The organism is Exiguobacterium sp. s91, from assembly GCF_018618915.1.
GTDB lineage: Bacteria > Bacillota > Bacilli > Exiguobacteriales > Exiguobacteriaceae > Exiguobacterium_A > Exiguobacterium_A abrahamii.
In genome coordinates, this window is sequence record NZ_JACSMZ010000001.1 from 1,034,560 (window position 1) to 1,059,197 (window position 24,638).

Genomic DNA, 24,638 nt, shown 5'->3' on the forward strand with positions numbered 1-24,638 from the left:
TCAAAAAAGACATTTCTGTCAGATCAGAAGTGTCTTTTTTTATTTCCTTCTTTTTGAAAGAATCGTCATCTGAATGAAAACGGTGTTAAGATAACTAATAATACATACTACAAAGGATGATGAACCATGTTACAAGTCATGACTGCTTCTGTTCCTCAACCACCGCGCCGTCGTTTTTTTGCAAGCAAACAAGTGAGTCCGACGACGAGTGAAACGGATGCACTCTGTAATGAAATCCGTCATGTTTGTCGTTTTGATTGGATGTTGTTTGATCGGATTCGTCTTTCTGACACGATAGTCATTCCTTTTGCGCTAATCGGACCAAAAGGATTGTTCCTCGTGTTACAAAACGATGCGGTCGTAGAATGGATGACGGAGGAATCTTGTCATGTCACGGATGCTGAGCATGGAAGAAAAGTGTTTGCACCTCATCCCATCCATCGGTCGAAACAAATCGTTCAAGCGGTTCGAAAAACGCTAAAAGAGCAAGGGATCATCATTCCGATTCATGGCATTACACTTTTTCCGAATGCACCACAGATGCGGACGGAACGAATTAAATTCCCGACGGGGCACAGCTTTAAAGATGTGCGGGCGTTCATCGTCTCAAAGAAATCCTCACCTGTTCAAGAGCAAGAACGAAAACAAGTTGCGTTTTATCTCGCGCAACAACAGGAATGAACAAAGGCAGTGAAGCGCTCGCTTCACTGCCTTTTCGTTTGAATTCATCGTCTTGGTCGAGACGCAAGAATGTCTTCAGCTTGATCCAAGTCTTCTTTCAAGACATACACCGCTACGCGATCATCCAAGTCTTTACTGAAACGTCGGAATAAAAACGAAGTTTTGACGCCGCGTTCGACTCGAATCTCTAAGTCAGCTGCTTCGAGTCGCGCAGCGTCCTTTAATAAATCTTCTCCTTTTTCACCAAATGCTTCCCCGATCAGTGACCATCGAAGGTTTTCCTTCGTTCGTCTGCTGACGATGACGAGAAATGCAATGACCAAAAGAATGATTAAAACCGTTCGAACTAGCTGTATATCCATCTTTGCCTTCACCTCACCTACTATCATACCGAGTTAACGCGCATAAAGTAAACGTTCAACATAGCGGGCGAACGATTTACTTTTCAAACCTTGTTGGCGATACGCGATATAACCGTCAGGGCGAATTAAATATAATCCAGATTGCTTGATGCCAAAGCGTCGTGCCAGTTCACCGCCTTGATCGACGACACCATCCTCTTTAAGGGATTGATGGATCGGTACTGTCTCAAATAGATCGGGATAAGTATAGGCGAGTTCCTTGAATGGCTCAAGAAGATCATCGGTTGCATTTTTTGGTAAGAACAGTAGTAATAAGAAATTCCGATCGGCACGACGTAACAATAGTTCGTTCTTTTTCGTCCGCGGGTGAACGACTTCACTGTAAGGCATCGGTTCGCCTGGTTTTGGTGTCAATGGACTAAAGTGTCCTTGTGTGACGAAGGTCGAACTCGCTGGGTAGTGGCTGTTGAGCTGTGCAATTCGGTTCGTCACGAAATGATGTAAGGGTGCGATCTTTAGACTATTTCGAATGACTTTTTCCTGCAAGGGCAATAAAAAAGGAATATTGATTTGCAAAAGTTCCGTCGCAAGATTGGTTGATCGTAAGATCCCTTGTGCCGCTTCCCGACGTTCGACGCTGTAAGAATCAAGTAATGGAAAACTCGCCTTGAACTGATGGACACACCATAGTTTCCAAGCGAGGTTCATCGCATCAGCAATTCCGGTATTCATTCCTTGACCACCGACGGGTGAATTGATGTGTGCTGCGTCCCCGATCAAATAAATCCGGTGGTGACCGAATTTCTCGATGATCCGATTATGGACACGAAACATCGAATACCAATGGACTTTTTTGAGCTCAAACGGTACTTTTGCTCGATTTTGTAAAAAGTCATCAATCGCTTTATGGTCGGTCGGAACAGGTCCGCTCGTTAGATTGCCGGTAATCCGGAACAAGTTCGACTGGAGAGGGAACGACTCGATAACGCCATGATCAGAGAAAAAGATATGAACTTCCTCAGAAGAGAGCGGCCAGTCGACCTCGATGTCAGCCAGTGCCCACGATTCTTTGAACGACTTCCCGCTGAACGGAAGCCCGAGTTCACGACGGACGAAACTGTTTGCACCATCTGCTCCGATGATGAAGGAAGCGTCGACCGTCTCTGTTTCTCCTTTATGTTGTAAGGATGCTGTAACGAAAGTTGGAAATTGAGCAAACCCTGTTAATTCTGTTTCGCGCTCGACTACGTGTCCATATTGGGCGAGTTGCGCTTCAAGAATCCGTTCCGTCTCACTTTGAGGCAACAGCGTAACGAACGGAAAAGGTGTATTCAAATCCGTAAAATCAAGTTTTGCCTGCCATGCACCATTGACATAGAGGTTTCCTTGATTGATTTTGATTGCATTCTCCATCAAGTCTTCTGCAACACCAAGCCTTGCGAACAACTCCAGAGAACGCGCTTGAATCCCGATCGCTTTTGAGACGACAGATGGTCCGCTTGCACGTTCGACGATGCGAAAGGATAATCCATAGCGTGAGAGTGCGAGTGCGAGTGTTAAACCGGTTGGTCCGGCACCGATAATGAGGACATCTAATTTTTTATTCACGGATAACCCCCCTTAATTTACATCTTAGCCAAAACTCGTTACCATTAAACTATTGATGACACGCTTGACGTGTGAAAGGATGAAACTTGTGAACGAACAACTTTTTACGACAGAACGATTGATTGCGAATTTTAAAGAATATATCCGTCAGAATGAGGCACATCTGACGAAACGACATGCGTTAAACGCCTATTACAAGACGGTAGCAGGATCGATTTTATCGGACCGGATTGCTAAGAATGCGGATCTCATCGTCCGTATGCGCCATCTGGAAGAGGCGTACCAACACGTTGCACAAGAAGGGCGATGAAACAGGTGAACTTAGCCGATATCCGAAAGCATTACGTAGATTCTGAAGAACGTTTACCTCGTCATGCGGCAGCTGTACTCGTTCCGTTAGTTGAACAGAATGGCGAAGTCTATTTGTTATTTCAAGTACGAGCTAAGACATTACGTTCGCAACCAGGTGAAATCGCTTTTCCAGGTGGTCGGATCGATGGCGGTGAATTACCGAAAGCAGCGGCTGTCCGCGAAACGGTTGAAGAATTAAATGTCAGTGCTTCTGAAATCGAAGTGATTGGAACGCTTGAACCACTCGTGACACCGAACCGGTCGATCATTTATCCGTATCTTGGTATTCTCCATGCGACAGACTTTAATCCTTCGCCGGCTGAAGTCGATCATGTGTTTCTTGTGTCATTAACGGAATTGATGACTTCAAAGCCGATTAAAGGAGATATGGAGTGGCGGATTCGCCCTGGTAAGGAAGTGCCGACCGAACGAATGGCGAATCGAGAAGCCTATCTGGATCGTACGTATACAGTCACGGAGCATTTTTATGAGCACGGGGACTATCTGATTTGGGGACTAACTGCTAAAATCTTGCGCCAGTTCTTAGCTCAATTGACGCGTGACTAGCTTTTTCGGTCGTTATTTTATATGATTAACTGTAATTGAACGTGTCAGGAGATGAGTAAAATGGAAGAAACAGAAGAGTTATTCGATTATATCGTTGGCGATATGGTAAAAACGAAAGAAGGCTGGGTGGCGGAAGTAACGGCAGTATTGACAAATACGGTCGTTGGTGATGTATCCCACACGAAAAACTTTGAGGCACTCGGCTTAGAGTTTGAAAAACAAGTTTTATTAAAGTCAGAGATTGAATTGCTAGAGCGCAAAACAAAATAATACATGAAAGCACACCACATAATTGGTTTGCTCAGACTTAAGACAAAGCGTAATTTTTCTCTTAACGAGAAAGATTGCGCTTTTTTGTTCATCTCGAATCGTTTTCCTGGAACAAGCATTGCGCCGCTTCACTTCATTGCAGGGTCGCTCCTGCTTGTTTTCCCCTAGGAAGCGATTTCGATTGAACAAAACGCTTCTCGCCTCTTTCTTTCGGTATAAAAAAGTATAAACGAAGAAAGAGAAAGACTTCCCATAATGGGTAAAAGAGATCACCATCATCGATTAAAACATACCACCATCATATTGGAACAACTGGTTCCGCAGGACCATCTTGTTTGCAAACTCAGCACACCACATAATTGGTGTGTTTTTTTATGTTCATCCAGCGGACTGAATAATAATGAAATCCTACATTCTTTTGATTTTTGAAGAATTGGACAAAATGACTGAAAACATCGAAAAGATACATTTATTACAAAAGAGTAACAAAGATTAATTCGTAACAGAACGGTTACAAAATATAAAAACGTTGATACACAACGATTGAGAGCGTTTTTTGTAAGCGTGTAACCATTTCGTTACTTTTTGACAGATATATTTCAATTCATAGTGTTCGCTTTTCAAACTATTTGTCACCGTGATACGTTGTGCGGGTCGTAAAACGGCGAGAAAGGTTGGCATCAACATGAAACGAACATCATTCCTTTTATCCCTTTGTTTAGCGGGATTCATATTTATTCTTTTGCCGCATCACGAAGCGTCGGCAGCACAAATCGGGATCGGTACGGAGAAGACGATCGTACAAAATCCATTAGAGATGAAACGTCAAGCTGCTCAAGAAAAGCGTGAACAAGCAGAGGCGAAAAAACAAGCGCGTCTAAAAGCCTTGGCTAAGCAAAAAGCAGAAGCAGAGCAAAAAGCAAAAGCAGCACAAGAAGCCAAAAAGGAAGCACGACAGGTAAAGAAACAAAGTCGAACTCAAGCAAACGCTGACCGTTCCACAAAACGTACGGAAACATTTGAGACGACAGCGTATACGACGAATCCAGAAAACAATGGAAGCCGTTTGTATAATGGTCGCGCCTTAACGGCATCGGGTTATGACGTCACGAATACGATTACATACGAAGGACGTCGCATCGTTGCTGTCGATCCATCGGTCGTACCGCTTGGAACTAAGGTACATGTAGAAGGTTTCGGCGATGCGATTGCGCTCGATACAGGTGGTGCGATTCGCGGGAAAATCATGGATCTTCTTGTCGGTTCAAAACAAGAAGCTTTAGAATGGGGTCGCCGTCAAGTCACGGTGACGTTCGAATAAGAGAAGTTTACGGTTAGGCGGTGGATAGTTTCCATCGTCTTTTTGTTTTGATGAAGAATAAAATATCGATCTGTTCGATGATGGATTTAGAAAACAGGGGAAAGAGTAGACGGAATAGGTTTTAGAATGTCCAAGAAAGGGGAATTTTACAAAGATAATAAACCGGGAAACGAGGGATGGTTCGTGATTGAATTCAAGGATGTCGGCAAAACGTATGCAGACGGAACAAAGGCAGTGCAACACGTGAATTTTACGGTTGAACAAGGCGAGATTTTTTGTTTGATCGGTCCTTCAGGGTGCGGTAAAACAACGACGATGAAAATGGTCAATCGATTGATTGATCATACGGAAGGACAAATTTGGATCGATGGTGAACCGATCATGTCGATCAATGAGCATGAACTTCGACGGCGAATTGGCTATGTCTTACAACAGATCGCTCTCTTTCCACACATGACGATTGAGGAAAACGTCAGCGTCGTGCCTGAGTTATTGAAGTGGAAAAAGGAGAAAGTAGTACAACGAGTCGATGAATTATTTCGGTTGACTGGGTTAAACACATCACTTAAGAAAAAATATCCAAGTGAACTCTCTGGTGGACAGCAACAACGTGTCGGTGTCATGCGGGCACTCGCAGCAGAACAAGACGTCATCTTGATGGACGAACCATTTTCTGCTCTTGATCCCATTTCACGTGAGCAATTACAAAATGATTTGTTGCATCTAAACGAAGAGCTTGGTAAAACAATTTTATTTGTCACGCACGATATGAACGAAGCGTTGAAACTAGGCAGTCGCATCTGTCTGATGAACGCTGGAGAGATCGCTTTCATCGGTACGAAGGAAGAGGTACTAGCCAGTAACGATCCATTCGTTCAAGAGTTCATGCGTCAAGTCAGGGGGAGTGTCGAATGAATGGATTGATCGAAACGTATCAAGACCGGAAGACTGAATTGCTTCAAGCGCTAATCGAGCATATTCAATTATCGGTCATCTCCTTGCTCATTGCCTGTGTAATCGCTATTCCGCTTGGGATTTACTTATCACGTAACAAACGTCTGAGTGAGTGGTCGATTGGTGTAACCTCTGTCATCCAGACGATTCCATCACTCGCGTTACTCGGTCTGATGATACCACTTGTCGGGATCGGTACAGTCCCGTCCATTATTGCACTTGTCTTATATTCCTTATTACCAATCGTTCGTAATACCTACACGGGTCTTGCCGAAGTCGATCCTTCGATCAAGGAAGCAGCACGAGCGTGTGGGATGACCCCGATGCAAAGTCTTTGGAAAGTCGAACTCCCGTTGGCTTTGCCTGTCATGATGGCTGGGATTCGAACAGCAATGGTACTGATCATTGGTACAGCAACGATTGCTGCCTTGATTGGTGCTGGGGGATTAGGCTCGATCATTCTCCTCGGGATTGACCGCAATGATAACTATCTATTATTGCTGGGTGCGATTCCAGCAGCACTCCTCGCACTTTTATTTGATGGATTGTTACGTCAAACGGAAGTAGCGACACGTAAACGACAAACAGCACGTCTCGTGACGGCAGTCGTCTTGATGGTCGCGATCGTCGCCGCACCATTTGCGTTCGGGCGTAGTGAACGACCAGATCTCGTCGTCGCCGGAAAACTAGGTGTAGAACCGGAAATTTTAATGAATATGTATAAGATTGTCATCGAAGATGAAACGGATTTGACGGTACAAGTCAAACCAAACTTCGGGAAGACGACGTTTGTCTACAAGGCACTCGAGTCAGGAGATATCGATGCGTATCCAGAGTTCACAGGAACGGTGCTCGCTAGTTTGACGAATGAAAAACCGAAGTCGAATGATGCAAAAGAAGTGTACGAACAAGCAAAAGCCGGTCTTGAAAAACAAGATTTAGCCTTGCTACCACCGATGAACTATAACAATACCTATGCTGTAGCTGTTCCAAAGAAATTAGCAGAACGCTACGATTTGAAGACGATCTCTGATTTAAAACAGGTCGCGAATCAGTTGACGGCTGGATTCACGTTAGAATTTAAGGATCGACAGGATGGGTATAAAGGGATTCAAGATAAATATGATGTCAATTTCCAGAAGGTCGTCACGATGGAGCCGAAATTGCGTTATAAAGCAATCGAATCAGGGGAAATCGATGTCATTGATGCCTATTCGACAGATCCGGAGATTGCGAAATACGACATGGTCGTCTTAAAAGATGATCAGCAACTATTCCCTCCATACGAAGGAGCTCCTCTTCTGCGACAAGAGACGATCGAGGAGTATCCAGAAGTAAAACAAGCACTTGAGCAATTGTCAGGTAAAATTTCAGATGAAGAGATGTCAAAAATGAATGAAGCTGTCGCATACGGCGGGAAGACGGCGAATGAGGTCGCTCGTGATTACCTGAAGAAGGAAGGCGTCATTCAATGAAACTTTTACTGATCAGTAACCCGACAGCTGGGACAAACGGCACGGGGTTACTTGGAGAAGTCATCGAACCATTAAGTATATTATTCGATGAAATCGTCATCAAGAATACGAAGCAAGCTGGAGATGCGATGCAATTTGCGGAAGATTCGTCCGCATTTGATGCGGTCGTCGTCATCGGCGGAGATGGGACGGTTTTCGAGACAATCAACGGGGTCGCAAAACTGGATGATCGCCCGATACTTGGCATCATTCCTGGAGGGACCTGTAACGACTTCGCTCGAACGCTTGGTTTACCGATGGCTCCTCGGCTTGCTGCGGAAGCAATCGCGATGCAACACGTTGTTCAGGTCGATCTCGGACAAGTCGAAAATAGCTATTTCTTGAATTTCCTTGGTGTCGGTCTTGTCGCAGAGGCATCGATTGGCATCGATACAGAAGAAAAAGCGCGTCTCGGGAAGATGGGATATTATCTATCGACGATTCGCTCAAGTCTAGAAGCACAACCCTTCGAATATGAACTGATTTTAGATGAAGGTCGTCACATGACCGGCGAAGCAGTTCTCATTCTGGCGGCAAACGGAGAATCACTCGGTGGAATCGAGACGAACTTATCAGATGGAGCCTATAATGACGGGAAACTTGATTTAGTGATCGTCGATGAAGTAAACTTGACAACCATTCGAGATGTGATTCTTCAAAAAATTGGTCTTGCCAATGATCCTTCCTTTACACATATCTTGACGAGTGGTTTTCAGCTGAAAACAAAAGATGCAAAAGTCATTGATACAGATGGTGAGAAAGCCATCCATACGCCGGTTACAGTTAAAGTGTTGCCGGAGTACCTGCGCATGTATGGAGGCACACAATAATAAAGTACGAATGAAGAGAAGGTCGTCATAAAAAACGACCTTCTTTTTTATATTTCAGTACATATATGCGGTTATGCTTTGACGCTTTAAAGAAAATATTTGATAAAGGATGACTTTCACAGATTCTTTCTGTACAATGAAAAAGTATTTTGAAAAGGAGGTGGAGCACCATGAAAGGAAACGCATGGGCTTCAAAAGTTGGATTTATTTTAGCAGCAGCGGGATCCGCCATTGGTCTGGGGGCCATCTGGAAATTCCCGTACACGACTGGAACGAACGGAGGAGGCGCGTTTTTACTCTTGTTCCTCGTGTTTACCTTATTACTTGGACTGCCCGTTTTAATTGCCGAGTTTTTAATCGGTCGTACGAGTGGAAAAACAGCACTTCAAGCGTTCTCGGCACTTGGTCATAAGAAGTTCACATTCATTGGTGTACTTGGTGTCATCGCCTGTTTCTTGTTGCTCTCTTTCTACAGCGTCATCGGAGGATGGGTCTTGATTTATACCATTCTTGGTTTCACAGGTCGCCTGACGACGATGGACAGTGGTGCGCTTGGTGAATTGTTCGGAACGATTTCCGCCTCACCGTTATATGTCATTTCAGGGCAATTGATTTTCCTCGCTTTGACATGTTGGATCGTCTTACGTGGTGTTCAATCCGGTATTGAAAAAATGAGTAAAATCATGATGCCATTATTATTCGTGTGCTTCATCATCCTTGTCGTTCGATCATTGACACTTGATGGTGCAATGGAAGGTGTTAAATTCTTCATACAGCCTGATTTTTCGGTCCTCAACCGAACTTCTGTCCTGAGTGCGCTTGGCCAAGCGTTCTTCTCCTTATCGCTCGGTGTATCGGCGATGCTGACGTATGCTTCCTACATGAAGGAACGTGGCGAGATTAATCGTTCCGCCGCATGGATCGTCGCGATGAATGTCGCGGTCTCATTATTAGCTGGATTCGCGATTTTCCCAGCTGTTTTTGCTTCGGGTCTTGACCCTGCAGAAGGACCGGCATTGCTTTTCATCGTATTGCCGACTGTTTTCAGTCAGATCCAGTTTGGCTCGTTGTTCTTGACACTGTTCTTCCTTCTATTTGCTTTCGCATCGATCACTTCATCGATCGCTATGCTTGAGGTCGTTGTTGCTTCATTAACGGATCGTAAGGAAAATGCGACATCGCGTGATAAAAAGCGGACGACATGGCTTGCGACACTTGCGATTGCGATCGTCGGAATTCCGTCCGCACTCTCGTTCGGTATGTTGAGTGATGCTCAATTCATGGGGAAAACGTTCTTTGACAGCGTTGATTTCCTTGTCTCGAATATTTTAATGCCGATTGGTGCTTTACTGATTTCGATTTTTGCTGGGTACAAGCTCGATCGTACTCTTGTCGAACAGGAACTCGTGACGAGTCCATTCATGAAAAAAATCGTACCTGTGTGGCGTGTGAGTGTTTGTTACTTGAGTCCGATCGCGATTTTGATCATCCTTGTATGGCCATTATTCGGATAATTGATCACTTTTTTAGGGTAGTCGACAATTTTGTCGACTACCTTATTTGTTGTCAAAAGAATCATGCGAAAGAAAGAACGGATAGTTCATTCTTCGGTCTGATGCGATATTTTTAAAAGTATGTTGAAATATAAATACACGAGGCGTAACATTTCGGAAAAACGGGAAACTTTTTGTTAGACGTTACGTAATGTTAAAATAAAGACACGTAAACCTGATAGAAGAATTAGTACGAAGGAAGAGGGGATGACATGAAGTCTTCATGGTGGATATTTGGTTCCATCGGTATGATGTTCGTATTTCTACAATTGGCCGATACGTTCAACTTCTCGGGAATCTTCATCGCTCTTGGTTTGTGGTTCATTTGGAGCGGTTATCGAACAAAACCAGGTCGACGATATCGGACAGAACGGAAATCGACCGAAATTAAGCGAAAAAATGTGAAAAAGAAATTACTACTTGATGACGAAGACGAGTTCGTCGGAAGTGTCATTTTAAAACCGGAACGGGCGACACGCCGATTTGAAGAGACGGATGATTTAGAACTTCAAGTATTGCAACGGACGATCGAAGAAGGATTCACAAAAATCCAGACGTACGATCAAATTGTTCCCTCCATTCGAGATGGTGAAATCAGAAGTGAGATGCGAATCGTTTCGCGTGAAGCACATGTCTTGTTCGAAGAGTTATATGAAAGTCCGCGCGACGTCAAAAAAGTTCGGGACTTCTTTACGTTCTACCTGGATTCCTTATTGTCAATTTCAGAAAAATATGCCGATTTGGAACGCCGTGGTGCTCAAGTTCAATTGGATACGAAAAATCAATTGATTTCGAACTTGAAAATGATCGGACAAAAATTAAAGCAACAACAAACCTTGTTGCTTGAAGGGGATACCGTTGATTTAGAACGGGAACTCTTGACGATTGAAAAGGTGTTGACGCAAGAGACTGAACAACGAAAACAGGAGGAGAGTTACCGACATGACCCATTCTGATAAAGATACATGGCAACAATGGCCTGATGAGCAAGATCAACCGACGATTTCTGATCCGTCGGTCGATCTGAATGTAGCAGAGACACCACCGAAAATGCCTGTGCAACCAGTAGAAGAGATGATTCCTTCAGATGTTCCGTCAGAACAACGACAAAAGATTGAACGTCTACTGCAGGTGATTGATCTTCAAAAAACGGATGCCGTCATGCAATTCGGGGCGCCCGTCCAGCGTGAACTATCCCAATTCTCTGATCAAGTCTTAAGTGAAGTGAAGATGAAGGACGGCGGGGAAGCAGGAAAATTGCTGAGTGACTTAATGCAACGTGTCCGCCAAATGGACCCAGATACACTCCAAGAAAAAAAGAGCTTCTGGTCGAACGTACCGGTCATTGGTCGGGCGAAGAAAAAAGCGGAGACGTACTTCTTACAATACGAGAAGATGAGTGCGTATCTAGAAGAAGTCGTACACAATCTTGATCGATCAAAATTTGGATTGATGAAGGACATCACGTTACTCGATCAAATGTATCAAAAGAACAAGCGCTATTTTGAAGAATTAAACGTCTATATTGCGGCTGGTGAGACGAAAATCGCTCACGTTCGCCAACATGAAATCGAACCGTTACGAACAGAAGTTGAAGTATCGCGGGATCAAACGAAGTTACAGGAATTGAATGACTTGATTCAATTGACGGATCGTTTTGAAAAGAAAATCCATGATTTAAAATTATCCCGAACGATTAGCTTGCAGATGGCACCGCAAATTCGTGTCATTCAACAAAATAACCAAATTCTAGCGGAAAAAATTGAATCAGCAGTCGTCAATACGATTCCACTTTGGAAGAACCAAGTTGTCCTATCTTTGAGTCTGTCGCGTCAAAAAGCAGCGCTTGAAATGCAGAAGGATGTCACCAATACGACGAACCAGTTACTTGAGCAAAATTCGAAGTTGCTGAAGGAATCGTCGATTGAAATTGCGGAAGAAAACGAAAAAGGTATCGTATCCGTTGAATCGTTAAAAGTGGCGCACCAAAACTTGATCGAGACACTGGATGAGACATTACGCATCCAACAAGAAGGAAAACAAAAGCGCCGCGACGCAGAGCATGAACTAGAGCGAATGGAGAATGAATTGAAACAAAAAGTCATCGAAGTCGCCTCAAAAAGCAGAGAATTACCGAATCGACCATACTAAGGAACACGACATTTCGTGTTCCTTTCCTTCATGAAAGGAGAGTTTGAATGAATAATGAAGAGAAGCAGTTGAAATGGGATACGACATGGTTATTATTCGCACGGATGATGGCAGACCGTCATTCAAAATGTGCCTCAAAATCCGTTGCCTGTGTCATCGTCAAAGATGAAAAGCCGATTTCAATCGGAATAAACGGAACACCTAGTCAGCATGTGAATTGCAACGAAATTTACTTAAAGCAAGATGGTATTCTCTATACATCGCGTCCTGACCACCCGATTGTTGAAGAATTGATTGAACGAAACGGGATTCTCTTTTATCGGTGCGAAAATCAGGAAGAACACCATGAATGGTCGAAGCAACATGAGATTCATGCTGAAATCAACGCGCTCGGTAAGCTAGCAGCTGATTCGACGAGCGCTCGTCATGCAACAGCTTATGTCACACATAGTCCGTGTCATGCGTGTAGTTTAGCGCTCATCGCTTCTAAAATCGATCGTGTCGTTTATTCGACAGGTTATGAATATGGGGACGGATTGAATCTCATGCGACAAAGTGGAATCGAAGTCATCCACTTGCCACTCGCAAACGAATATTTTCTTGAAAAAATTTAACGAAAAAGGGTTGTAAACGCTTCCATTGCATTGTATGATGAAATCAAGCATTGCCATGGTAATTATTCACTCTTCCATTCGGACTGATTTTCAATCGAAAATCGGTCCACTTTTTTTTAGAAAAGAATTGACAGACCTTGAATAGTTTGGCATGATGACTATAGAATATGACGAAGCGGAACGCCGCATTTTCATACAAAACCAATCAAGGAGCTGGAATGCCAGGTCGTTGAATGAAAAATCCTGACTCACATGAGTCAGGATTTTTTTTATGGATGAACAAGTGTCGCTTCCTTGAGGCGTTTAGCACGGATTGCACATTTTGTGGCGACCGCACCTGAAAGGATCGTCATGAATCGCTGACAGAGGATGTCTGGTTGCGATTGATGTAAGAATAGTTGATGTAATAGTCGGTTGAATGCGGCGTCTAGCGAAGACAAGTGCCGTTTGATTGCAGTGGGAGACATATCTTGAATTTCTTCTGCTTGATAGCCGGCATCACTTTGGAAAGCAGAGAGGATGAGAAGCTCTGTTTGCGCATCAGCCAACGTTAGCCCTTGTTCTTGGACATAATGACAAGCTTCACGCAATTCATGAATCAACAAATGTTCCAAAGCATATGACGAATGCATTTGATATGGATCGTACAACTGGACAGCTTGCCGAATTTGATCGCGGGTCACGATTTCGGATACCGTCCATTGATCGAGTGTGCCAACAGCTTCACTGTATAGTTGAGTAAGTGGTCGAATCATCGTTTCTCCTCCTTAAGCATAAAATGGACTTCCAGTTTCATCATAATTCATTTAGAAAACGCTTACAATATCTGTTTACTAGTAGTCGTGATGAAATCGTGTCTGCTATGATATGAGTGAAGAAAAAGGAGTGAGATGACGTGATTCAATTATTCAAAGCACTTCCGGAAGTGACGATGCCTTCTTATGAAAATGATACTTTTTCCATCCATCAATCGAATCAACCGATTGGACTTTCGATAGAGACGCTTGTTTCGGGTGAACGAATCGAAGAAGTTTTACTCGTTGCCTCGGGTGAAATCCGCACAGGTCAAACCGGACGAGAATGGCTGCAGTTCACGTTCAATTCGCCCGCTGGATCTTGTAAGGGGAAACAGTGGATCAATCAAGGAACGGCAGAAGAAGCACTTCGTCCATATCTCGAAACACGAATCGTTCGGGTCGAGGCAAAGGTAGAGGAATATCCGCCGCAATCCGGAAACAAGTCATTGACCGTTCAGCGCGTCACTCCGATTCATGACGCCTCACCGACGCAGTTCCTACCACAATTACCAGCAGATGAATCGCTTGAAACGTATCGTGATCAGTTGCTTGGACTAGTCGGTCAACTTGATTCTCCTTACCAAGAAATCGCGCTCTCGATTCTGCGACAGTACTGGGCGGATTTTTCAACACGACCGGCTGCGCTGTTTCATCACCATGCCTATATCGGTGGTTTGCTGAAACATACTGCTTGTATGATGACGATTGGTCGAGGAATTTGTGATAGTGAACAACCATACTTGATGCTACTCAAATGTATTCAAGAAGCAGAAGCCGATCATAAAAATGAACTCTTCCAAGCAGCTGAACGAGAGATACGTCAATTTTCTTGGGATGACAGTTTTGATGCCCTCTATCAAGCGGCAAAAGGGATTGCTCTGTTAGATCAACGACCGAATCCGAATGAGTTGTTGCTCGGTATTTTATTGCACGACATCGGAAAGCTATGGGAGTATACGCATGCGGGTGCATCGACAGATCGTTTTTCAAGACTGTTGCACGTAACAGAAGAAGAGGAAGAACTGGCAGGTATTGCGCTTGATCCGGACGGTGTATTGATGGGTCATATGCCATATGGTTGTTTTGTTCTCGAACAAGCACTTCGAGAAGAAGATATCCGATTACCGCGTGCTGTTTATCACCGTCTCATGCATATGGTATTATCACACCATGGTAAACGCGAGTGGGGATCAAGTGTTACGCCGCAAACGACAGATGCTTGGTATCTTCATGCGATTGATCTACTCGATGCACGAAAAGAAAAATGGCGTCAGCAACAAGGACGCTAAGGAGTGAAATCATGCAAGACAAAATACGTACGACCGTCATTACTGGTTTTTTAGGTGCCGGTAAAACTACGCTACTCAATCATCTCGTTTCTCAACCGACAGAAAAGTTTGCCTTGCTCGTCAATGAAGTAGGTTCTGTTCATATTGATGAAGCATTGATTGAACGAAGTGACGAAGAGATGATCGAATTGACGAATGGCTGCATTTGTTGTTCGATTCGCGGTGATTTACGGGATGCGTTGCTACGGATCGCAAAACGCCGTCGAGATGGGGAGTTATCGTTTGATCGATTATTGATTGAGACGACAGGCGTTGCTGATCCAGGGCCGATTCTACAGACATTCTACTTTGAGCCGGCTGTTGAACAGTCCTATCAGATTTCAAGTGTCGTTACGGTCATCGATGCGTATCACTTGGAACGTCAACTGACGTTCCAAGAAAATGTGAAACAAATCGGCTTTGCTGACGTCCTGATCTTGAATAAAATAGATTTGATTGACGAGTCAAAGCGCGAAACGTTGTCCGCTTTACTTCGCGAACGAAATCCTTCTGCAGCTATCATTGAAACGGAACAGGCTCAACTTGAATCGGACCGACTGTTTGAAACGTTCCATTTTCCAAAAGAAGAGCAAGTACGACTCAGTCAACAAACGGATCAGATTCATCAATCGGTTGAGGATTTCACGGCATTGACGATTGTCGAGGAACGACCCTTGAACCGAAATCGATTTGGAATGGTCCTACGTGAGGTGTTAGAAGCGTATGCGGAAGATCTCTATCGCTATAAAGGAATCATTCATTTTGCAGATACGGATCGAAAGGTCATTTTACAAGGTACTGGCATGATTTATGGCACAGCAATCAGAGAACCATTTAGCGAACAACCAAAGACGACGCTCGTCTTCATTGGGAAAGGGCTAGATGAACAAGCGATACGAAAAGGAATCGAGGCGGCAATTGAACATGGTTGAACTTTATTTTGACGGTACGGTCCGTCCTTCAAATGATGAAGCGGCGGTTGGGCTTTTCAGTAAAAATTCCGAGGGCGAAGTCACGGAAAAAATGTATCAAATTCAAGCGATCAATAATCATGAAGCAGAATTTATTGCTTTTGCGAAAGCCGTCGAATGGGCGCACGAACTGATTGCACAAGGCGAGAGCGTCATTTCGTTTCGGACGGATTCAGAAGCCGTTGCACTCGCAGTCGAACGCGAATTCGTCAAGAACAAACGAACGCAGACGATTTTTGATCCTGCCTTTGCACGTTATCAACTCTTACCACTCGCTTTCGTGAAGTGGATTCCACGGTCGGAGAACAAAGCAGATCGTGTCGCACGAGAGGCGTTACGATTATACGAAGCATGATTGACGACAAACACCCCTATCCTCACGGTAGGGGTGTTTGTTCATGTTCGATGCGCTCGATCAGAATTTGGTCGACGCGTCGTCCGTCTAAATCAACGACTTCAAACCGGTACGGTCCAATTTCGACAGTACTCCCACGGGAGGGGACATCACCTAACGTATATAGAATCAAACCAGCAACCGTATGATAGGCGTTCAACTGTTCACCGGGTAAGTCTTCTGTATAACCGAGCGTCCGCTTTAAATCATCGATGTGCAATAGACCATCCGCTAGGAAGGAGCCATCCTTTCGCATGACAAGTTCCGGTTCTTCCTCAACGCTTGAAATTTCGCCAACGAATGCTTCGAGGATGTCAAATAAGGTGATCATGCCGAGGAAACCACCGTATTCATCAAGAACAAAGGCGATTGATACCGTCTCTTTGCGCATCCGTTCAAGCAAAACGGTTGCTTTTAATTGACGGGGAACGATCAGTGGTGATTGAATCAGTCGTTCAAGTTCTTGAACAGGTCGTTCCGTTGATAGCACCTCTTTCGCATCGATGAAACCGACGAAGTGATCCAAGTCACCATGACCAACCGGTAAGTTTCGATGTCGCGCTTGCCGGAGCTCTTGTAAGATCGTATCGGAGTCATCCGCTAAGTCAATCCATTCGGTAACGGTACGCGGCTCCATCAGTTCGTAAGCGTACAAATCATGAAAATCAAACACACGAGAGACTTGCTCCGCTTCAGACCGATTGAAGGTTCCCTCTTGCGTACCACGAATCAGTAATTGCCGGACTTCGTCTTCCGTCTCGTCTTCTGTTTGCAGGCGATCCAGACCAATCAAACGGAAGATGGAACTCGTCGACTTACTTAGAACCCAAATGAATGGTCGAAGCACAATCGAGAAAAAACGCATCGGTGGGGCAAGCCACATCGTGACCCGTTCTGGACTGACAAGGGCGACACGCTTAGGAACGAGTTCACCGATGACGAGTGAAATATAGGTGATGATCGTTACGACTAGAATATAGCCGATCGTACTGGCATAAGGGGCGAGCCACGCGAATTGAGCAAGCCACTTGATGACCGGTCCTGAGAGAGCGGCACCACCAAAGGCACCATTGACGATGCCGATTAACGTGATGCCGACTTGAACAGTCGATAACAGATCGGTTGGTCGATCAAGTAACTCTAACGCAACATGGGCTGACTTTTTGCCATCATTCGCTGCTTTCTCTAATTTCGACCGTTTTGAGGAAAGCAAAGCGAGTTCGGTCATCGCAAAAATACCGTTTGCTAGAATCAAAAGCAGTACAATCGTTAAGTTAATCAACCACATGAAATCTTCACTCCTTTTTCGATAATAAACTATTCCCCAAAACTGTCTCTCTCATTCCCATTCTGTCTACTTTTGCGTTAAACTAAAAGAGAAATAATCAAAAGGGGGAATTTGTTTATGGAATACCGTGTAGAACGTGACACGATGGGGGAAATTCGTGTACCAGAAGCGCAGGAATGGGGCGCACAAACACAACGTAGTCTAGAAAACTTTAAGATCGGAACGGAAAAAATGCCGATTGAAGTCATTCGTGCCTTTGCAGTCCTGAAAAAAGGAGCGGCGCTTGCGAACCGCGACTTAGGCGTGCTTGAGGCAGAAAAAGCGGGTGTCATCGCTGAAGTATGTGACGAGATCATCGCGGGGAAATTCGATGATGAGTTTCCGCTTGTCGTTTGGCAAACGGGTTCAGGTACACAGTCAAATATGAACGTCAACGAAGTGATCGCTCGGGTCGCGACACGCAAGTTGAAAGAACAAGGCAGTGAGACGACGATTCATCCGAATGATGACGTCAACAAATCACAAAGTTCAAATGATACATATCCGACAGCGATGCATTTAGCGGCGAAGACAGTCTTGTTGGAATCACTATTCCCAGCAATCGATGCTTTGCATGCGACACTTGACGAAAAAGCGAACGCGTTTGCAGATATCGTCAAGATCGGACGGACACACTTGCAAGATGCTACACCCATCACACTCGGTCAAGAAATCAGCGGTTGGGTCCGGATGCTTGCAATTTCGAAGCAAATGATCGAACGGACGCTTGATCCGTTAACGGAATTAGCAATCGGCGGTACGGCTGTTGGAACGGGCATCAACGCACATCCTGAGTTCGGTGATTTGGCTGCGCAAAAGATGAGTGAAGAAACGGGATATGAATTCACGAGTGCGGAAAACAAATTCCACGCCCTAACAAGCCACGATCAACTCGTCTTTACGCATGGTGCGGTCAAAGCGTTAGCGATGGACGCGATGAAGATCGCAAACGACGTTCGCTGGCTCGCATCAGGTCCACGAGCAGGGATCGGCGAAATCACGATTCCAGAAAATGAGCCGGGAAGCTCAATCATGCCTGGGAAAGTCAATCCGACTCAAAGTGAAGCGTTGACGATGGTCGCTGCGCAAGTCCTTGGAAACGATGCGACGATTGGTTTTGCTGCAAGTCAAGGAAACTTCGAACTAAACGTCTTCAAGCCGGTCATCATGTATAACTTCATACAATCCGTTCGCTTACTGACAGACGCCTTGCATTCGTTCAATGACCACTGTGCGATCGGAATCGAACCAGAACAGTCCGTCATCGCTGAGAACGTCGAACGTTCGTTGATGCTCGTCACTGCACTCAACCCGCACATTGGATATGAGAATGCGGCGAAAATTGCAAAGGCAGCGCATCAATCCGGGTCAACCTTAAAAGAAGCAGCACTTGCGACTGGTCTACTAACAGAAGAACAATATGATCAATGGATCGTACCAGCAGATATGGTCCGTCCGAACTTAAAAGCGTGAGTTGAAAAAGCGGGGGAATTCCCTCGCTTTCTCTTTATCCGAGGACGGTTCTTCGGATGTATGGAAAGAGAGGGGATTGGATGGAACGGAGTCGAAAACGGATAGAAAAACAACTGCAACAGACGATCATCATGGTGGAGACGTTACTTCGGATGCCGACCGTGCCACGGACAGAATTGCTCGCATTAGCAAGCTGGCTTGAAGGGCTCGGGAGAGAGGAACTGTTTAAAGGACTTGCCGATCAAGTGAGTCGGGAAAAAGCGACGTGGGAACAAATGAATGCGGTCATCACTCAGCCGATCGTTAAAGAATTACTGCGGCCAATCATCGATCAGTTGTCTGAACGCTCACGCGCCAATCGGATTCGAAAAGAATTGGTCGTCACTGTGACAAGACGTTTTCTTGAGAATATCAAATGGAAGAAATCGCTCGAACAGGAGCGCTATATGTCACGATTCTTCAGTTCGGTGGAAGACACGTTGTCGATATCACATGATATTGCTATGGATGCTGTCATCATCGACCATGCATCTATCGCGGAATCCTTAGAGTTGACTCAAAAACTGATCAAACAAATGGAGTCAGCATTCGTTCCCGTCATCATCGTAGGTCCGAACCGGTCTGACATTCGTCAAGTCAGCTATGAGATGGGAGCTGATGACTACTGGGATGAGACAGTGACGAATGAAGAACGACATGTTCGTCTAGCGAGACTATTACGAAAATTAAGGGTCGTATCTTCGACGATCTTGGTCGATGAACTGACGGGAGCTTATAACCGGAAATACCTCCAAAGTGCCTATGATCGTCGCGTAGCACGTCTCGAACGTGAACAGCGGACATTTGGGTTAGCGATTTTTGATATCGATCATTTTAAGCGGATCAATGATTTACATGGACATCCAACGGGGGATTTGGTCCTCTCCGAACTAGCTACCGTCGTTCAACAAGCCGCTCGTCTCGATGATGAATTCATTCGTTTCGGTGGTGAGGAATTCATCTTATTGTTTTCAGCAGAAACAGTACCGCAAGCAGTTGCGAGTATGAATAAAATTCGCGAGCGTGTCGAGCGCCATATTTTTGCGAACGGATTAAAAGTAACAGTTTCGATTGGTCTCTCCTTTGCTTTTGATCTCCACACATCCCTGGCGCAAGCAACAGCAGAGGCAGATGAAGCTCTATATCAAGCGAAACGTAATGGTCGTAATCAAGTGGTGTCCTATTCGACAGCGATATCGATCGAAAAAATACCAGTCTATATCCGTGTCGAGGAAGGATTCCTTAAACAGGTACATACGCTTGATATGCCGGATCATCCGAAATACCATATTGAGGTGATTCCGCTAGATGATCAACGGACGTCGCCAATACAATTGGCGATTCTTTCACTCGATCAGTTAGCAAGCGAGAACTTTGTACGATTAGAGGAGTGGAGACAACAACGGGAATCGATCATTGATGCTTTGGTCGTGACAGATCAAGAAGACGATCGTTTAGCCAAGGCGTTATCATGCGGTGCGACAGACTATATCATGACCTCACAGATCGATTCTGATATGGAGGAATGGATTGCTGAATGGATCATGCAAATTCCTTAAAAAAAACAGCCACATTTGTCCGTCATACGGAGCAATGTGGCTGTTTTTTAGTTACTGATCATATCGACGAATGATGAACGGATAATCGTTTCCCTCGACCGCATCATAATGTGTTTCGGAAGTAATCTGAAATGAAGATGGGATTTCGGGATAATGTACATCTCCAGAAAGAACCGTATCAATTTCAGTGACATACAGGCGGCGAGCAAGAGGAAGCGTTTGAGCAAACAACTCTCCACCACCAATCAAAAAGACTTCTTCTTCTGAATCGACGTATGGTTGTAAAGCAGATAGATCATGCCATACCGTTACACCTTCGGCTGCAAACGTCTGATCGCGCGTAATGACGATGTTCTCTCGACCGGGCAACGGTCGTCCGATGGATTCGAACGTCTTTCGTCCCATGATGATCGGTTTGCCAATCGTCGTACGTTTGAAGTGAGCTAAATCAGCTGGAAGGTGCCAAGGCATCGCATTGTCACGACCGATGACATGATTTTTTGTATACGCTACGATATGTGTGATCATACGGCTACCACACCTTTAATGTGCGGATCAGGATCATAGCCTTCAATGATGATGTCTTCGAAGCGGAAGTCTTCGATACGATCGACTGTTCGAGCGAAGCGCAGCGTCGGTAATTTTTTCGGGGTACGCGTCAACTGAAGATTAACTTGTTCAATATGATTTGAATAGATATGAGCGTCACCGAGCGTATGAACGAAGTCACCAACCTCAAGTCCACACACATGAGCAATCATATGTGTCAGTAACGCATAAGATGCAATATTAAATGGTACGCCTAGGAAAACATCAGCTGAACGTTGATACAATTGGCATGATAGTTTTCCGTCAGCGACATAAAATTGGAACAAGAGATGACAAGGTGGTAACGCCATCTCATCAACTTGTCCAGGATTCCAAGCACTGACGATCAAACGACGAGAATCCGGATTCGTTTTGATCTGTTCAATGACTTGTGCCAGCTGATCGACCGTCGTGCCATTTGGACGTGGAAAAGAGCGCCATTGTGCTCCGTAAACAGGACCTAGATCTCCGTTCTCATCTGCCCATTCGTTCCAAATCCGCACACCATTTTCCTGAAGATAACGAATATTCGTATCACCCGAGATGAACCAAATCAACTCATGGATGATCGACTTCATATGTAACTTTTTCGTCGTAATGAGAGGAAAGCCATCTTGAAGGGAGAAGCGCATTTGGTGACCAAACACGCTGAGTGTTCCCGTTCCCGTCCGGTCTTCCTTTTTTGTTCCGTGTTCCAAAATGTGTTCGCAAAGTGCATGATATTGTTCCATCGGATGACATCTCCTTTTCGAAAAATCCAAATTTCATTGTAACATAAATTAAGATTTTGAGGATGTCGGTAAATGTCTTGCGAATAGATAACGAAATAAGCCAAAGAGCGGAATCACGTCTTGCCACTCTAATGATTGTGCATTCCGAACACGAATGCGCCGGAGCAGATAGACTTGCAGAATGTAGAATAATAACAAATCGACGGTCATCGTTCGAACGAATTGATTGGTCTCAAAGTAGATGCGGAATATACTCCAATCAGATCGAGCAAGAGCAATCCAAAGCAATAATGTCGTCACGACGCTAAGTAAGGCGACGACGGTAGGAATCCACCCGCGACGACGAAAAGGAAGAAACGTTTTCCTTGGAATAGCGAGGGCGACATAAGGCATCAACACGAAGGCACCTAAGAAGAACGATCCAATACTTGCGACGAGCGGTCCGGGGCGCATGAATCGTTTCTCATCTAGAAATAGTAAAAAGAAAGCGAACGGATAAATACCGAGTAAGGCAAATAAACTTAACGCGGATGTATCAAATTGACTTTGGTCGAAACGTAAAAACGAAATCAAGAAACCTTCTGGAAAGACACGATTATTTCCAAATAATAAGATGAAGACAATAGCAATCGCCCAGACAAGGAAGAGCAAATATCGACGATACATTTGTCCACACTCCTTTCTCATACCTTTCTTTCCCATCATCTTGGATGTAGTAAACACTTGGATTTCATATTTCATGATATCAAATATGTTAAGGTTCTTGCTTGAGCACCTCTCATGGACATGTTAAGATGACGTTGTGATAATTGAAAGCGCTTTTACAAATTGATGCAATCGTTTGCTCAATATGTAGCACGTTACGTACATAAAAGAGGAGAGTGTTGAGGATGGAACGTAAATGGTGGCATGATAGTGTCGTTTATCAAATTTACCCACGTAGTTATAATGATTCGAATGGGGATGGAATCGGTGACTTGAACGGAATCATCGAAAAGTTAGATTATTTGAAGACACTTGGTATCGACGTCATTTGGCTAAGTCCTGTCTATGATTCACCGAATGACGATAATGGCTATGATATTCGTGATTATGAAGCCATCATGAAGGAATTCGGGACGATGGATGATTTTGATCGTCTTCTAGATGAGGCACATGCACGAGATATCAAAATCGTCATGGACCTCGTCATCAATCATTCGTCAGATGAACATCAGTGGTTCGCGGAGTCGCGTCAAAGCAAGGACAATCCATATCGGGATTATTATATGTGGCGCCCGGCAAATCCAGACGGTTCGCTACCAAACAACTGGGGATCGATTTTCTCTGGACCTGCCTGGGAATATGATAAAACAACGAATGAGTATTACTTACACTTATTCTCGAAGAAGCAGCCTGACTTGAACTGGGAAAATGAGCAGATGCGTCACGATGTGTACGGGATGATTCGTCGTTGGTTGGATCGAGGGATTGATGGTTTCCGAATGGATGTCATCAACTTGATTTCGAAGACACCCGGCTTACCAGATGCGACGGTCCATCCAGGAGCACTGTATGGAGATGGTGGAGAACATTATATCAATGGACCACGTGTCCATGAGTTTTTACACGAGATGAACGAAGCTTCCTTCGGTAAATACGATGTCCTGACAGTCGGTGAGATGCCAGGAGCGACGACGGATGATGCCATCCTTTACACGGATCCGGCACGTAAAGAGGTCAACATGGTCTTTACGTTCGAACATATGGATCTCGATTCAGGTCCGAACGGGAAATGGGACGTCATTCCGTTTGATTTACTCAAACTCAAGCAAAACTTCACAAAATGGCAGACGGCCTTACATGAGACGGGTTGGAACTCGCTCTATTGGAACAACCACGATCAACCCCGCGTCGTCAGTCGATTCGGAAATGACACGACGTACCGCGTCGAGTCAGCTAAAATGCTTGCTACATTATTGCATTTGTTAAAAGGGACGCCATATATCTATCAAGGCGAGGAAATCGGCATGACGAACGTCGCTTTTGAAGACATTGCGGACTATGAAGATATCGAAATTCGGAACATGTGGAAAGAACGTACGGAACAAGGAGCATCACCGGCTGAACTACTACGTTCCATCCATGTCAAAGGACGTGACAATGCGCGGACACCGATGCAGTGGGATGCGTCGGAGAACGCTGGTTTCTCAACGGGAACACCATGGTTGAAGGTCAATCCGAACTATCCGGAAATCAACGTCGAACAGGCGCTTGCAGATGAGCAATCCATCTTTTATTACTATCAACAGTTGATTCGTCTACGACATGACCATGAGCTCGTCGTCTATGGTCGCTATGAACTCTTACTCGAAGATCATCCAGAAGTATACGCCTACTCACGAACGCTTGAAGGGGAGACATGGTATGTCTACTGTTCGTTTGCGGATCATGATGTGAATATTCCGTCTACGCATGATACGTCAGACCGCGTCATCGGAAACTATGATGGGGCCGTTGTTACCGACGAACTCACACTTCGACCTTATGAGGCCATCGTCTTCCGTACGTTTGAAGGTTGATTCATCTAGGCATAAAACAGAGGGCTGACTCAAAAAAAGAATGACGCGTCTTTTCACGCCCCTTTCTCAGGCGAGACACCAAGACCCGCTTTCC

25 protein-coding genes are annotated in these 24,638 nt (G+C 44.8%); 18 read left to right on the forward strand and 7 right to left on the reverse strand.

What is annotated here, in order from left to right:
• The first annotated feature begins 126 nt into the window (after positions 1 to 126).
• Positions 127 to 681: a hypothetical protein gene (locus tag KNQ06_RS05150; protein ID WP_214770637.1), complete on the forward strand. Its 555-nt coding sequence runs from the start codon at positions 127 to 129 to the stop codon at positions 679 to 681.
• A 44-nt stretch (positions 682 to 725) separates the two neighbouring features.
• Here KNQ06_RS05150 and KNQ06_RS05155 read toward each other — a convergent pair whose 3' ends face one another.
• Entirely contained in the window at positions 726 to 1,043 is a 318-nt protein-coding gene (locus KNQ06_RS05155) for a hypothetical protein (RefSeq protein ID WP_023468605.1), read from the reverse strand.
• Positions 1,044 to 1,076: 33 nt separating this feature from the next.
• A complete protein-coding gene (locus KNQ06_RS05160; protein ID WP_214723540.1) occupies positions 1,077 to 2,651 on the reverse strand; it encodes an FAD-dependent monooxygenase in 1,575 nt (524 codons plus the stop codon).
• Between the two features lie 79 nt (positions 2,652 to 2,730).
• On the opposite strand from KNQ06_RS05160, the gene yvfG reads away from it, so the two are divergent.
• From yvfG to KNQ06_RS05215, 11 genes are all read left to right on the forward strand, one after another.
• Positions 2,731 to 2,961: a protein YvfG gene (gene yvfG, locus KNQ06_RS05165; RefSeq protein ID WP_217448908.1), complete on the forward strand. Its 231-nt coding sequence runs from the start codon at positions 2,731 to 2,733 to the stop codon at positions 2,959 to 2,961.
• Positions 2,958 to 3,569: an NUDIX hydrolase gene (locus KNQ06_RS05170; RefSeq protein ID WP_133207477.1), complete on the forward strand. Its 612-nt coding sequence runs from the start codon at positions 2,958 to 2,960 to the stop codon at positions 3,567 to 3,569. The genes yvfG and KNQ06_RS05170 overlap by 4 nt, the downstream gene beginning before the upstream one ends.
• A 60-nt stretch (positions 3,570 to 3,629) precedes the next feature.
• Positions 3,630 to 3,839 carry a hypothetical protein gene (locus KNQ06_RS05175; RefSeq protein WP_023468601.1) on the forward strand — a complete coding sequence of 70 codons (210 nt, stop codon included), beginning with the start codon at positions 3,630 to 3,632 and terminating at the stop codon, positions 3,837 to 3,839.
• 685 nt (positions 3,840 to 4,524) lie between these two features.
• Positions 4,525 to 5,160, forward strand: coding sequence for a 3D domain-containing protein (locus KNQ06_RS05180; protein ID WP_214770634.1), 636 nt, complete (start codon positions 4,525 to 4,527; stop codon positions 5,158 to 5,160).
• Positions 5,161 to 5,343: 183 nt separating this feature from the next.
• A complete protein-coding gene (locus KNQ06_RS05185; protein WP_050677660.1) occupies positions 5,344 to 6,075 on the forward strand; it encodes an ABC transporter ATP-binding protein in 732 nt (243 codons plus the stop codon).
• On the forward strand, positions 6,072 to 7,589 hold the full coding sequence (locus KNQ06_RS05190) for an ABC transporter permease/substrate-binding protein (protein WP_214723536.1): 1,518 nt from the start codon (positions 6,072 to 6,074) through the stop codon (positions 7,587 to 7,589). Before KNQ06_RS05185 ends, KNQ06_RS05190 begins: the two co-directional genes overlap by 4 nt.
• Positions 7,586 to 8,458, forward strand: coding sequence for a diacylglycerol/lipid kinase family protein (locus KNQ06_RS05195; RefSeq protein WP_149427566.1), 873 nt, complete (start codon positions 7,586 to 7,588; stop codon positions 8,456 to 8,458). Before KNQ06_RS05190 ends, KNQ06_RS05195 begins: the two co-directional genes overlap by 4 nt.
• Before the next feature lie 170 nt (positions 8,459 to 8,628).
• The gene (locus KNQ06_RS05200) at positions 8,629 to 9,972 is read left to right on the forward strand and encodes a sodium-dependent transporter (RefSeq protein ID WP_058705457.1); all 1,344 of its coding nucleotides are present in this window, start codon (positions 8,629 to 8,631) and stop codon (positions 9,970 to 9,972) included.
• Positions 9,973 to 10,223: 251 nt separating this feature from the next.
• Positions 10,224 to 10,967, forward strand: a complete 744-nt coding sequence (locus KNQ06_RS05205; RefSeq protein ID WP_050677413.1) for a 5-bromo-4-chloroindolyl phosphate hydrolysis family protein — start codon at positions 10,224 to 10,226, stop codon at positions 10,965 to 10,967.
• Positions 10,954 to 12,162: a toxic anion resistance protein gene (locus KNQ06_RS05210; protein WP_149427564.1), complete on the forward strand. Its 1,209-nt coding sequence runs from the start codon at positions 10,954 to 10,956 to the stop codon at positions 12,160 to 12,162. The genes KNQ06_RS05205 and KNQ06_RS05210 overlap by 14 nt, the downstream gene beginning before the upstream one ends.
• A gap of 47 nt (positions 12,163 to 12,209) precedes the next feature.
• The gene (locus KNQ06_RS05215) at positions 12,210 to 12,776 is read left to right on the forward strand and encodes a deoxycytidylate deaminase (RefSeq protein ID WP_064299687.1); all 567 of its coding nucleotides are present in this window, start codon (positions 12,210 to 12,212) and stop codon (positions 12,774 to 12,776) included.
• Positions 12,777 to 13,045: 269 nt separating this feature from the next.
• On the opposite strand, the gene KNQ06_RS05220 is transcribed toward KNQ06_RS05215, so the two are convergent.
• A complete protein-coding gene (locus KNQ06_RS05220; RefSeq protein ID WP_215147473.1) occupies positions 13,046 to 13,531 on the reverse strand; it encodes a hypothetical protein in 486 nt (161 codons plus the stop codon).
• 140 nt (positions 13,532 to 13,671) lie between these two features.
• Here KNQ06_RS05220 and KNQ06_RS17130 point away from each other — a divergent pair, with 140 nt between their 5' ends.
• The 3 genes from KNQ06_RS17130 to KNQ06_RS05235 are packed head-to-tail and all read left to right on the forward strand — an operon-like array spanning position 13,672 to position 16,227.
• Complete coding sequence (locus tag KNQ06_RS17130; RefSeq protein WP_214723532.1) at positions 13,672 to 14,862, forward strand: HD domain-containing protein; 1,191 nt, start codon at positions 13,672 to 13,674, stop codon at positions 14,860 to 14,862.
• Positions 14,863 to 14,873: 11 nt separating this feature from the next.
• Entirely contained in the window at positions 14,874 to 15,833 is a 960-nt protein-coding gene (locus KNQ06_RS05230; RefSeq protein WP_215147475.1) for a CobW family GTP-binding protein, read from the forward strand.
• On the forward strand, positions 15,826 to 16,227 hold the full coding sequence (locus KNQ06_RS05235) for a reverse transcriptase-like protein (RefSeq protein WP_064299690.1): 402 nt from the start codon (positions 15,826 to 15,828) through the stop codon (positions 16,225 to 16,227). The genes KNQ06_RS05230 and KNQ06_RS05235 overlap by 8 nt, the downstream gene beginning before the upstream one ends.
• Positions 16,228 to 16,249: 22 nt before the next feature.
• Here the strand turns inward: KNQ06_RS05235 and KNQ06_RS05240 are convergent, their stop codons facing one another.
• The gene (locus KNQ06_RS05240; protein WP_055968472.1) at positions 16,250 to 17,554 is read right to left on the reverse strand and encodes a hemolysin family protein; all 1,305 of its coding nucleotides are present in this window, start codon (positions 17,552 to 17,554) and stop codon (positions 16,250 to 16,252) included.
• 117 nt (positions 17,555 to 17,671) lie between these two features.
• Here KNQ06_RS05240 and fumC point away from each other — a divergent pair, with 117 nt between their 5' ends.
• Positions 17,672 to 19,066 (forward strand): class II fumarate hydratase, encoded by a 1,395-nt coding sequence (gene fumC, locus KNQ06_RS05245; protein WP_215147477.1) that lies wholly within the window; start codon positions 17,672 to 17,674, stop codon positions 19,064 to 19,066.
• 80 nt (positions 19,067 to 19,146) lie between these two features.
• Entirely contained in the window at positions 19,147 to 20,664 is a 1,518-nt protein-coding gene (locus tag KNQ06_RS05250; protein WP_215147479.1) for a GGDEF domain-containing protein, read from the forward strand.
• A 51-nt stretch (positions 20,665 to 20,715) separates the two neighbouring features.
• On the opposite strand, the gene KNQ06_RS05255 is transcribed toward KNQ06_RS05250, so the two are convergent.
• The 3 genes from KNQ06_RS05255 to KNQ06_RS05265 are packed head-to-tail and all read right to left on the reverse strand — an operon-like array spanning position 20,716 to position 22,649.
• Positions 20,716 to 21,192, reverse strand: coding sequence for a dihydrofolate reductase (locus KNQ06_RS05255; RefSeq protein WP_064299692.1), 477 nt, complete (start codon positions 21,190 to 21,192; stop codon positions 20,716 to 20,718).
• A complete protein-coding gene (locus KNQ06_RS05260; protein ID WP_214723526.1) occupies positions 21,189 to 21,983 on the reverse strand; it encodes a thymidylate synthase in 795 nt (264 codons plus the stop codon). The genes KNQ06_RS05255 and KNQ06_RS05260 overlap by 4 nt, the downstream gene beginning before the upstream one ends.
• Positions 21,984 to 22,031: 48 nt before the next feature.
• Entirely contained in the window at positions 22,032 to 22,649 is a 618-nt protein-coding gene (locus tag KNQ06_RS05265; RefSeq protein WP_064299693.1) for a hypothetical protein, read from the reverse strand.
• A 224-nt stretch (positions 22,650 to 22,873) separates the two neighbouring features.
• Here KNQ06_RS05265 and KNQ06_RS05270 point away from each other — a divergent pair, with 224 nt between their 5' ends.
• On the forward strand, positions 22,874 to 24,544 hold the full coding sequence (locus KNQ06_RS05270; protein ID WP_215147480.1) for a glycoside hydrolase family 13 protein: 1,671 nt from the start codon (positions 22,874 to 22,876) through the stop codon (positions 24,542 to 24,544).
• Positions 24,545 to 24,638: the final 94 nt, after the last annotated feature.